Source organism: Eubacterium sp. CAG:156 (genome assembly GCF_000434315.1).
Lineage (GTDB): Bacteria > Bacillota > Clostridia > Lachnospirales > Lachnospiraceae > Eubacterium_U > Eubacterium_U album.
In genome coordinates this window covers 19,417-32,380 of the sequence record NZ_FR878144.1, presented here as the reverse complement: position 1 = coordinate 32,380, position 12,964 = coordinate 19,417, and the positions used below count along the sequence as shown (strand labels likewise).

Genomic DNA, 12,964 nt, shown 5'->3' with positions numbered 1-12,964 from the left:
GTGAAAATGACATATGTTTTGTTTCTCCATTTGAGCATAATGCAGTAATGAGACCGCTCAAAAAAGCCCAGGATGAAAATAAATTTGAAATTAAGCAATTACCTGTTATTAGAGAAAATATGACAATTGATTTGGAAAAAATGGAATATTTATTTTCTGTTAGTAATCCGACAAAGTTGTTTATAACACATATAAGTAATGTTACAGGATATATTTTACCGGTAAAACAGATTGTGAAAATTGCAAAAAAATACAATTGCAAGGTGATTATAGATGCTTCACAATCGCTAGGATTAATTGATATAGATTTGGTTAACATGCAGGCGGATTTTGTTGTGTTTGCGGGTCATAAAAATATGTACGGACCATTTGGAATAGGTGGATTTTATATGAGAAAAGGAGAAAAAATTAATCCTTTTATTGCAGGAGGAACAGGTAGTGATTCACTCAATTTGAATATGCCGTCATCAATTCCGGGAATGTTTGAACCATCGAGTCCAAATATAGTTGCAGTTGCAGGACTAAATGCTGCAGCAGATGTTATTAAAGAAGAAAGTGTAGATTATTTTAAACACGAGAAGGGACTCACGGATTATCTTATTTCTGAATTAAATAAAAATAGAAATGTAGTTATGTATTTGCCACCTAAAGATGCACATGTAGGAATTGTGGCATTTAATATAAAAGGTTATAAAGCGTCAGATGTAGGAATGATTCTTGATGAAGATTACAGCATTGCCGTTAGAACAGGGTATCATTGTGCACCACTTGTACATGAATATTTGGCAGACACAGATTATGTAGGTGTGGTTAGGGCAAGTCTTGGAAGATATACCACGAAAGATGATGTGGACAGGCTGATTATGGCAGTGGAGGAAATTGACGAAGGTTAGTAAGTAGTAAAAACAAATGAAAGTGTGAGGAAAAAACTATGGATTTAAAAGGAGCCGAAATACGTAATGTAAAAAATTTATGTAGTGAAATGGGAAGTAAGGAAAATGTTCCTATGAGAGTTAATATCCCTTATTATCAAAGACCTTATAAATGGGGAGAAGATAATATAAAAAATTTAATTAATGATTTTAAGAAAAATGAAGAAAATGGAAAAGATGGGAAAAAAGGGAAAAAGGAATACTTTGTTGGATCAGCAGTTATGGTAGTTTCAGCAGAAAAAAATCATGATGTCATAGATGGGCAACAAAGAATAACAACTATGTTTTTATTTACATATTTGGAATTTTTGTTACAGAGAGCTTATGTAGAAGAATTGCTTAGTAAAAAAAGAATTGCTAAATTAGATACAGCTCTTCAAAAGTTGGAAGAAATATGTAATATACTTTTTGGCAGTAAAATAGAAGAAAGCTTGAAAAAAGTTCATACAGAGATAATAGAAAAAGTTTCAGAAGAAGAGCAAGGGGACAATCTTTTTGATATTTTACTTGAAAATTATCAGAAAGCAGTTTTCTTACCTGAAAAAAACTTAACAGACGAAATGGAATATGCTGATAAGTATTATATTGAACAAAAAAAATTATTGAAGAAATGTGATTTGTCGTTAAAATATAATAGAGAATCATACAATGAAAAGTTGAAGGAAGCATTAAGTAGCTTTGTGATATTTTTAACAGATGTTCATAATCCTAAATGTAGAGTAGCTAAACAAAAAGAGGATGAATTGGTAAAACAGTATATAGATGCTATGAAATATGAGTTTAATGGATTGTGTAATATAATTTCCATAAAAGGCAAAAGTCCAATTGAATACACAAATGAATTAATTTCTGAAATCGACAGTATGTTAGAACATATTAAATTTTGTGTAATAATTACAGGGAATGAAAATGATGCATATACGTTATTTGAGGTTTTAAATGATAGAGCTTTAGATATAGAGGATTTAGATTTAATTAAAAACTTGTTTTATAAATGGTATTGTCACCATACAAAGGAAGATGATGATACAGTTGATGAGTGTATAGAAGAAGTGGATGAAATTTGGGTTGAAAAAGTATTTACTCCAATTACAGGAAAAGACAGAGCTAAGATGATATCTTATTTTGCAGCAGTATTTTTTACTGCTGATGATGCATTGAAATACAATGATAGCGAAAGATATAGAGAGGTTCTGGAAAATAAATATCTTAATAACAAAAACGAATATAATTCAGTAGATATCAAAAATGATATAGGTGTATATCAGATGATTGCAATTTTATTGGAAAATGTTGAATTAGCTTATCAACACAAAAATATGAAGTGTGTGGAAGCAGAAATAAGTGTAGAAAAATCAATAACATACAAAACTTTTCACTTATTAAATGCTTTAAAGCAATATGGTGTTTTATCAGCACTCATAAATGTTATTGTAAAACAGTATATTGATAATCATACTGGAACAGATGGAGCTATAAATATAGATGAATTTGGTAAGTATGTAGATGAAATAATAAAAGATTATAAAAATAATAATGAAAAATTTATTAAAATACATGAAATAGCTTTTGAATTATGGAGATTTGCATTACTTTGTCCATCCGCAGATATGCCTCGACAGGAAGCTAAAAAAATAATATCTTTAAATAATGTGAATAGACAAGAATTTTCATATACAATTTCTTTAGAAATAATGAATTCAATGAAAGAAGAATTTCTGAAATGGATTAATGCATGGAAATATGGGAAAGGTGATAGTGATTTAAAGGCAAAGGTTTTATTTATTAATTTATTTAACACAGAAAAAAGAGATAATTATTTAGAATTACTAGCAACAGGCAGGAGTTTTAGAACCCCAGATATTCAATTAGACCATATGGAGGCAGATAATATAAATCATAGTGCAGAGGAAAAATATTTTAAACCTAAAAATATAGGTGAGCAACGAAACGTATATACTGATACAATAGGCAATTTTATGATTCTTGATAGTAAAGATAATAATAATAAGGATAATAGACCATTAGAAATGGCGTTAGAATTTTACGACAATATGAGTCCACATCATTGGATGATTGAAGAAGTAAGAGAATTATTGCAGGATGATAGATATTCTAAAAGCGAGGGAGGTAGTGTGAAATATAGAGTTCCGGTTGAAGAATTTTTTACTGAGAGAAGAAACAGATTATTAAAATATTTCACAGCAATATTATCACGTAAATTAAATGATGAAAAAATGCCATTTGCATAGGGAAAATTCAACAAAATATCACATAATATAGATGTTGCACAATTTAAATAATAATGTTACACTTTGAATATAGAATATTCTAATAAAAATTAAAAGTTCGGCCGGAATATGGAAGGAGTATTTTTGCAAAAGTGGGAACAATTAGGTCTTTCTGATAATTTTATTTTTCAGAAAGCAATGATGAATGAAAGATTATGCACGAAGATTCTAACTGAAATAATTGGTGTTGAGGTTTCGAAGGTTGAGTATAAAGATTACGAAAAAACCATATCTATAAGAAGTGATGCTAAAGGCATAAGATTAGATGCATATATCAAAGGTGAAGACGCTGTGTATAGCGTGGAAATGCAGAATCTAAATATAGATAATCTGAAAAAAAGAAGCAGATATTATCATGATTTGATAGATTTGGATTTACTTGAGAAAGGTTGTAGATATAAGAATTTAAACAACACATATGTAATATTTATATGTGATTTTGATTTGTTTGGAGAAGAACAATATAAGTATACATTTACAAGTAAATGTGAAGAAGTTGAAGGATTATATCTAAATGAGGGAAGAACAACCATTTTTATGAATACAAAAGGAAAAATGGGAAACATTAGTGAGGACTGTAAAATTTTTCTTAGGGCAGTTAGAAGCCAGTTTACTGATGACTCGTTTTCTGTTATATTAAAATCAGAAGTGGAACGAATAAAATCAAGTACAGAATGGAGGACGGAGTATATGCGTTTGAGTGAATGGCTTGAGGATGAGAAAGAGTTAGCACGTGAAGAGGGTATGAAAGAAGGAATGAGGGCAGGAATAGAAGAAGGCAGACGTGTTGGCAGACAAGCTGGTATGGAAGAATTTTTAATATCATTGGTATGCAAAAAATTAAGCAAAGGTGAAAGTTGTGAGCAGATAGCACAGCAACTTGAAGAGAGCGTTGATGCGGTTGCTAAAATAAAAAAATTAGCAGAAGAGACGGTGCCTAAATATGATATAGGTAAAATACTGGAAAAAATATCAGAATAATGGAACTTGATTAAAAATAGGCTGTTCACTTAGTGACGGCCTATTTTTTGAAATTAATAAAAGTATAAAGTTATTTTGATATAAAAAGACAAAGTACTATATGAAAATAGTAAAAATAATGAAAAAAAAGTAAAAAATGTGAAATGAACAAAATTGAATGCAATTCTTTATAATGTTAAAATAGATTTAATTTTAAAATTTAGAAAAGGCAAAAGGAAAAGCAGGAGGTTTCATGAAAAAAAATAATGAGTTGGTAAAAAAGGGGCTGGCAATTATTCTTGCATTAGTTTTAACAGTAAGTTTAGTGCCTGATAGTGTAATACCGGTTAATGCAGCTACAGGCAAAGTTAAACTTAATAAAAAAACAGTTACAGTATCAGTAGGAAAAAAGAAAACTATTATTTTAAAGAAAGTAAAGCACAGAGTAGTATGGAAAATTGTATATGGCAAGAAGAATGTTTCAATTAAAAAGAAGGGAAAATATAAACAAAAAATTGTAATTAAAGGAAGAAAAGTCGGAAATGCTAAGATTAAAGCAATATATGGTAATAAAAAATTTACATTAAAGGTAAAATTAAAAGCGAATGAGGAGACTGTAAATAAATCAGGAGAAGGTAGTTCTGTTTTCACAACAAAATCTGTAGAATCATCAACAGTGGAAGTAACATCAAAGGACAAAGAAAACCAAACAGAAAAGGAAAACATTCCGGTTACATCAAAGGAAAATAGAGAAGAAATTACGACTAAAGAGGAAGATTATCCTATAGTAACAGAAGAATCAGAATCAATAATAGAAAGCACTATTGTACCAGTTACGACGGAAATTAAAGAGACAACAACGCAGGAAGAAACAACTACAAAGATCAAAGAAACAACAAAGACACCGGAAACAAGACCGGAAGAGACAACTACGAAAATAGAAGAAACAACAAAACGACAAGAAGTAACTACAGAATTTCATGAGGAAGCTGAAACAGAAGAACATCCAAAGAATATAAATGTAGATTCATATATTAGTCAGGTTGATGCTGCAAGCTCAACAAAAGTTTCTACAAGTGCAAATGAAGGAGTGGAAAAACTATTTGACGGAAATATAAATACAAAAATGTGTACATTAAATGGATTCCCATTGCGTATTGCATGGCAGATGGAAAAACCAATAGTACTTAAAAAATATACACTTACAACAGCAAATGATAGTGCAGCTTATTCATATAGAAATCCAAAAGTATGGCATTTATATGGCTCAAATAATGGAACTTCATGGACACAAATTGATACTGTGACAGATAGTGGAATTGAAGCTAAAAATTTAGAAACATATACATATGAAACAGATGTACAAAAAAGTTTTCAGTACTTTTTAATTCAGTTTGAAGGTAATGGAACTAATTACTATGGATTTCAGTTAGCAGAGATTTCATTGCATGGAGATATAGCAGATGTAACTGATGAAATGGGTGATGATTTAATGACTTATTTCGAAAGCGTTTATAATGAACAGACAACTGCAAAAGGAAATGGAAATGAAATTCCGGCGAACATATTTGACAGCGATATAACAACAAAGTTATTTGAATTTTCTGGTAATTTTAGTATTGCATGGAAAATGAAGCAGGAAACTATATTATATAGTTATAGTCTTACAACAGCAAATGACAATGCAACATACAAAGGAAGAAATCCAAAGTCATGGATTTTATACGGCTCGAAAGATGGTTATAACTGGGAAGAAATTGATGTTGTAAATGAAAGTGGTATGGAAGATGAAAATTATAAGACATACAATTATGCAGTAGATAAGACAGGTTCATATAAATATTACAAGATGGATGTCAAGGCGTCTTATGGTAATTCTATTCAACTTTCGGAAATAGCACTTAGAGGTGCAACTGTAAGCCCAAGTAAATATGATATTTTATTTACAGGTGATTGGAATGATGTGACGGTTGACGGATATTTGGAAGAACTTACAAAATTGTTTTATAACAGTTACCCAAGATTATATCAGAGATGGGGAAACGGAACAGAACCGACAACGATAACATTTAAGGCAGACAAAAATTATAGTGGAGTGGCATATTGTCAGGGAACAACTGTATGTGTATCAACAAAATATGCTAACAGTCATCCAACAGACATTGGATTCTTTTCCCATGAAATTACGCATTCAGTTCAGCAATACAGTGGCAAATTGAATTACGGAGATGATGTTGCATGGTGGACGGAAAACATGGCAAATTACGGAGGATTTAGATATTTCCATTGGTCAAATCCAAAGTATGTACAAGTATATGAAGCAACAGATGAGACTCTTCAGGATTGGGGATACGAACAATACGGAAATAACAAATGGTTCTTTGCATATATGGATTCAAGATACCCAACGAGAAAAAATGCGGATGAAACATTGAAATATGGATTAATTGATAGTATTAATAAACTTATCAAAGATAACAACACAGGAAAAACATACACAGATGACCCATATGATACAACAACACCATTTAACAATGTTGTAAAACAGATTACAGGATATGACTGCATAGAATCCTTGAGAAAGAAATATGTAGAGGAATTAAAGGCTGGAACGTGGACATTTAAGGGATTTGCTAATTATGAAGATAACTGGGTAACAGAAAACATAGATGGAATTGCAAATCCTGAATATCCAATGGTAGGAGAAAAAATACATGGAAACAAAACAGCAGCACAGTTAAATAATACAGTTTCGGATGGAACAAATCTTTGTCTTAATGGAAAAGTTTATGAATGTTCAGGTTATACAAATGACAATGAAAGTGCTGATAAGTTAATTGACGGTAAACTGGATACAAAGTGGTGCGCAACAAGCTCAAATGTAACAAGTGGAGAATACAGCTTAAATGGAGTAAAACATTGGGTAAAAATTGACCTTGGAAAAGAGCAGGAATTTAATACATATACAATTTATAATACAAAAAGCAAAGAAGGATTTGGAAATGCCACAGAGTGGGAGATACTTATATCCAACAATAATAATGATTGGACATCAGTAGATTATCAGGCATCCAATAACTCAGCAGTAGCTTCATTTAACATAGGAAATCAGAAGGCACGTTATGTAATGATTAAGGTGTTCACACCAGATGACGGAGTCGGAACACTAAGATTATATGATTTTCAGTTGTATAACAAATAAAAGGCATATATTTATTCACAAAATACTACAATTAAATTGTAAAAATAATAAATAAAAAATATATTGCAAATGGAAAATAAATATGTAAAACGTGAAGGTGAAGTAGGTGAATATGTGTATTATTACATTGCATAATGTGATGAATTAAGAAATAGAAGAGAAGATATCATTATGCATAAGAATATTAAAAACAGTGCATATTTTAATTAAAACTTACAAATAATAAGAAATATATTTAATGCCAGAGTCGCTAAGCCGTAAACTAGTGATGAATAAGAACATTGCAGTTTCGGGCTTTTGACTCTGGCATTGTGCGTTATAAGAAAAAGCAATATTGAGAATAAAATATATTTCGTGAGATATTCAATTCTAACAATTGTTGCAAACACGCTTTGAAACTAGAATTTATATACCTATGCCAGGTATTACAAATCATACCTTGACAATAGGAATTAACGTGTTATAATGCATAGTGTAAATCATATCAATTTACTAGGAATATATACAATAAAACAATAGATTTAAGTTTGTGGAAAGGTAAGGTATCTGTTATGAACAAGACCATATACATGGATAATGCAGCAACTACAAGAGTGTTGCCTGAAGTATTTGAAGAAATGAAACCATATTTTTTGGAACAGTATGGAAATCCATCTTCTGTGTATTCATTTGTAAATGACGCTAAGAAGGTTGTAGATCAGGCAAGGGTAACAATTTCTGATTTTATAAATGCAAAACCGCAGGAAATTTATTTTACTGCAGGTGGAAGTGAATCTGACAACTGGGCATTAAAAGCAACAGCAGAAGCTTATGCGAATAAAGGAAAACATATTATTACATCGAAGATTGAGCATCATGCAATTCTTCATACATGTGAATATCTTGAAAGAAGAGGGTTTGAAGTAACATATCTTGATGTAGATGAAAATGGTATTGTTGATTTAGAGCAGTTAAAGGCATCAATCAGACCGGACACTATTTTAATATCAATTATGACAGCAAATAATGAAATTGGTACAATCGAACCAATAAAAGAAATTGGTGCAATTGCAAAAGAACACGGAATTTTATTCCATACAGATGCTGTACAGGCTTACGGACATATTGCAATTGATGTAGATGAAGCAAATATTGATATGCTAAGTGTTAGTGGTCACAAATTTAATGGCCCTAAAGGAATAGGATTTTTATACATCAGAACAGGTGTAAAGATCGGTTCATTTATTCATGGCGGAGCTCAGGAAAGAAAGAGAAGAGCCGGAACACTAAATGTACCTGGAATTGTCGGAATAAAGAAAGCAACTGAAATTGCAAGAGACACACTTAAAGAAAGAAGTGAGTACGAAACAAAATTAAGAGATTATGCAATTGATAGAATTTTAAATGAAATTCCATTTACAAGATTAAACGGAGACAGAAAAAAACGTCTTCCTAATAATATGAATTTCTGTTTCAGATTCATAGAAGGTGAATCAATGTTAATATTATTAGACCAAAAGGGCGTATGTGCATCAAGTGGTTCAGCCTGCACATCAGGTTCATTAGACCCTTCACATGTATTACTTGCTATTGGTCTTCCACACGAAATTGCACATGGTTCAATCAGACTTACAATTAGTGAGGAAAACACAAAAGAAGAAATAGATTTTGTAATTGATAATTTGAAACAGATTATAGAAAGATTAAGAGCAATGTCACCATTGTATGCAGATTACGTAGCAAAACATAAATAATATTTTAAATTTCAAAGAAGGAGGATAAACTATGTACAGTGAAAAAGTTATGGATCATTTTATGAATCCAAGAAACGTCGGTGAAATAGAAAACGCAAGTGGTGTTGGTACAGTTGGAAATGCTAAATGTGGCGATATCATGAGAATGTATTTAGATATTGATGATAATGGAATAATTCAGGATGTTAAGTTTAAGACATTTGGATGTGGAGCAGCAGTTGCAACTAGTAGTATGGCAACTGAGCTTGTAAAAGGAAAAACAATACAGCAGGCTTTGGAGGTAACAAACAAAGCAGTTATGGAAGCGTTAGACGGACTTCCACCTGTAAAAGTACATTGTTCATTGTTAGCAGAAGAGGCAATTCACGCAGCATTATGGGATTATGCAGAAAAGCATAATATTAAGATTGAAGGTCTTGAAAAGCCGGTTAATGACATCAGTGAAAAAGAAGAGGAAGAAGAATATTAAACTACAAAAATTGAAATAGGACCCTGGGATTTATAAAAGTGAGAGGATTTTGTAAATTATAGTTGTTAAAAGATGTTAACTTTATAGTTTACTTCACTAACCTCTCGCTTTTTTTCATTTATAATGATAAAATGATGTGGATATAAAAAGTATATCTAAAAAAGAAAAATAAAATTTTTGTAATTTTAAAATGAAAGGAACGATAAGAGTTTTATGGCAGAAAAAGTAGTCGTTGGTATGTCTGGCGGTGTTGATTCATCGGTGGCAGCATATTTGCTTAAAGAGCAGGGATATGATGTTATGGGAGCAACAATGCAGATATGGCAGGATGAAGATAATATAACAATGGAACATGAAGGTGGATGTTGTGGCTGGTCAGCAGTTGACGATGCAAGAAGGGTAGCTTTCAGACTTGATATTCCATATTATGTAATGAATTTTAAAACTGATTTTAAAAAGTATGTTATAGATTATTTTGTAGATGAATATTTGCATGGAAGAACACCAAATCCATGTATTGCCTGCAACCGTTATGTAAAGTGGGAGTCGCTTTTAAAGCGCTCCATGGAAATAGGGGCAGATTATATCGCAACAGGTCATTATGCAAGAATTATAAAATTGGAAAATGGCAGATATACAATAAGAAATTCAGTAACAGTCGAAAAAGACCAGACATATGCTTTATACAATTTAACTCAAGAACAGTTAGCTCATACGTTAATGCCTGTGGGAGAATACACAAAAGATGAAATTAGAAAAATAGCAGAGAAGGTTGGTTTGGAAGTGGCAAGCAAACCTGACAGCCAGGATATTTGCTTTGTGCCGGACCATGATTATGCTTCGTTTATAGAAGAAGAGTCAGATACTAAATGTATGCCCGGGAATTTTATATTAGAAGATGGCGAAGTTGTAGGTAAACATAAAGGAATAACGCATTACACCATAGGACAGAGAAAAGGACTTGGTGTAACATTTGGTAAGCCAATGTTTGTAAAAGAAATCAAAGCGGACACAAACGAAATCGTTTTATGTGAAAATGATGCATTATTTACAAAAGAAGTGATTGTGGAGAATGTAAATTATATGGCAGTTGAATCAATAAACGAACCGGTAAGACTTGTTGGAAAAATTCGATACTCTCATAAAGGAGCACCATGTGTTGTTGAAGCAATAGATCAAAATACAATTAAATGCACATTTGACGAGCCGCAAAGAGCTGTAACGCCGGGACAGGCAGCAGTATTTTACATGGATGATTATGTGTATTGCGGTGGAGTAATTAAGTAAAGTGAAAGATTTTATTTGGAGGAAAAAAATATGGCAAGCGAAAAAGATATTGAAAATATTATTAATATGTTAGATGGAAAAGTAGCAGCAGGGACAAGCAGAATTAATTTAAATGTATCTGATGGCGTAAAAGACGGTGAAGTAAGAGAAGTTCATCATCATGGTCGTTGTGATGTTGGAAGCGCATGGGCAAAAGGAACAGTAAAGAATCCTGAATGTGTAGACATTCCAAATACAGATGCAATTGATGAGTAAGCGATAGTGGAATATTACGGAAACATAGTGCGTATCGCAGAGTTATCCGTAAAAATTTATAGCAAAATGAATAAAATTTAAAATGAAAAAGTATAATTACGGATGATTTTCAAAATTTGAGAGTCATCCGTAATTAATTTTATATAAAAAGAATTTAAAAAAAACCTTAATTCCTATTGACATACTATGAAAAGTAGGATATTATAGCATCAGTTGATAAATCATAGCGTTCTACTATGAAAACTATGAAATTGAAAGCGAGGATAAAACATGGTAAGTTTTGTACAAGGAACATACTATATTCCAAAAGATGATCGAATGTGTTGTTGTTATTAAGTAGAGAAAATTATTTGGGAAGTAGTATACATAATTAATACTTAAGGAAAGATAAGGAGTAAACATTATGGCAAAGAAAACAAGAGCAGAAAGAAATTTAAAATTTGAAACATTACAGTTACACGTAGGACAGGAAAATCCGGATCCGGTTACAGATGCAAGAGCAGTTCCAATTTATCAGACATCATCATATGTATTTAAAAATTGCGACCATGCAGCGGCAAGATTTGGATTAACAGATGCAGGAAATATTTACGGAAGACTTACAAATCCTACAGAAGATGTTTTTGAACAGAGGATTGCAGCACTTGAAGGTGGTGTAGCAGCATTAGCAGTTGCATCAGGTTCAGCAGCAATTTCATATACAATTGAAAACCTTGCACAGAACGGTGACCACATCGTTGCAGCAAAGAACATTTACGGTGGTACATACAACCTTTTAGCACACACACTTCCATCATACGGAATTACAACAACATTTGTTGATCCATTTAATTATGAAGAAATTGAATCAGCAATTAAGGAAAACACAAAGGCTGTATTTATTGAAACACTTGGAAATCCAAATTCAGACGTAGTAGATATTGAAAAGATTGCAAATATTGCACATGCACATAAGATTCCATTAGTAATCGATAATACATTTGCAACACCATATCTTGTAAGACCAATTGAATATGGTGCAGACATCGTTGTTCATTCAGCAACAAAATTCATCGGCGGACATGGAACAACAATCGGTGGTGTAATCGTTGATAGTGGTAAATTTGATTGGGAAGCAACAGGAAAGTTCGCTTCATTAGTTGAACCAAATCCAAGTTATCATGGTGTAAGCTTTACAAAGGCAGTAGGACCTGCAGCATTTGTAACAAAAATCAGAGCTATTTTACTTCGTGATACAGGTGCAACAATTTCACCATTTCATGCATTCATTTTCTTACAGGGATTAGAAACATTATCACTTAGAGTTGAAAGACATGTTCAGAATGCATTAAAGGTTGTAGAATATTTGAATAATCATCCACAGGTTGAAAATGTAAATCATCCATCAGTATCAAAGGACCCTGAACAGCAGGCACTTTACAAGAAATACTTTCCTAACGGTGGTGGTTCAATCTTTACATTTGAAATTAAAGGTGATGCACAGAAGGCAAAAGATTTCATTGATAATCTTGAATTATTCTCATTGTTGGCAAATGTAGCAGATGTTAAATCATTAGTTATTCATCCTGCATCAACAACTCATTCACAAATGACAGAAGAAGAACTTTTAGGTTCAGGAATCAAACCAAACACAATCAGATTATCAATCGGTACAGAAAATATTGATGATATTATTGAAGATTTAGAAGAAGCATTTAAAGCAGTGAAATAATGATACCCGCGATATGCAAATATTGGGTAGGATTGTGGGAGTGCGTAGCACGGAACAATCCGGAGGCATCAAAGTTGGAGAATTTTGATACCAATATATATAATATAATATATGAATTGAAAAA

The 12,964-nt window shown here is 31.9% G+C and carries 9 protein-coding genes; all 9 read left to right on the top strand.

From position 1 onward, the window contains the following. A partial coding sequence (locus tag ABMA45_RS03225) for an aminotransferase class V-fold PLP-dependent enzyme (protein ID WP_348029906.1) occupies window positions 1–893 on the top strand: 893 nt, incomplete at its 5' end. 38 nt (window positions 894–931) lie between these two features. Further along, window positions 932–3,184, top strand: a complete 2,253-nt coding sequence (locus tag ABMA45_RS03220; protein ID WP_022088445.1) for a DUF262 domain-containing protein — start codon at window positions 932–934, stop codon at window positions 3,182–3,184. Window positions 3,185–3,307: 123 nt separating this feature from the next. Then, entirely contained in the window at window positions 3,308–4,204 is an 897-nt protein-coding gene (locus ABMA45_RS03215) for an Rpn family recombination-promoting nuclease/putative transposase (RefSeq protein ID WP_022088444.1), read from the top strand. A 232-nt stretch (window positions 4,205–4,436) separates the two neighbouring features. Then, window positions 4,437–7,385: a discoidin domain-containing protein gene (locus tag ABMA45_RS03210; protein ID WP_022088443.1), complete on the top strand. Its 2,949-nt coding sequence runs from the start codon at window positions 4,437–4,439 to the stop codon at window positions 7,383–7,385. A 551-nt stretch (window positions 7,386–7,936) separates the two neighbouring features. Then, window positions 7,937–9,118 carry a cysteine desulfurase NifS gene (nifS, locus tag ABMA45_RS03205; RefSeq protein WP_022088442.1) on the top strand — a complete coding sequence of 394 codons (1,182 nt, stop codon included), beginning with the start codon at window positions 7,937–7,939 and terminating at the stop codon, window positions 9,116–9,118. A 31-nt stretch (window positions 9,119–9,149) separates the two neighbouring features. Then, entirely contained in the window at window positions 9,150–9,587 is a 438-nt protein-coding gene (gene nifU / locus ABMA45_RS03200) for a Fe-S cluster assembly scaffold protein NifU (protein ID WP_022088441.1), read from the top strand. A 213-nt stretch (window positions 9,588–9,800) separates the two neighbouring features. Then, window positions 9,801–10,874, top strand: a complete 1,074-nt coding sequence (gene mnmA, locus ABMA45_RS03195) for a tRNA 2-thiouridine(34) synthase MnmA (RefSeq protein ID WP_022088440.1) — start codon at window positions 9,801–9,803, stop codon at window positions 10,872–10,874. Between the two features lie 30 nt (window positions 10,875–10,904). Continuing rightward, window positions 10,905–11,129, top strand: coding sequence for a hypothetical protein (locus ABMA45_RS03190; RefSeq protein WP_022088439.1), 225 nt, complete (start codon window positions 10,905–10,907; stop codon window positions 11,127–11,129). A 403-nt stretch (window positions 11,130–11,532) separates the two neighbouring features. Then, window positions 11,533–12,840, top strand: a complete 1,308-nt coding sequence (locus ABMA45_RS03185; RefSeq protein WP_022088438.1) for an O-acetylhomoserine aminocarboxypropyltransferase/cysteine synthase family protein — start codon at window positions 11,533–11,535, stop codon at window positions 12,838–12,840. The last annotated feature ends 124 nt before the right edge of the window (window positions 12,841–12,964 follow it).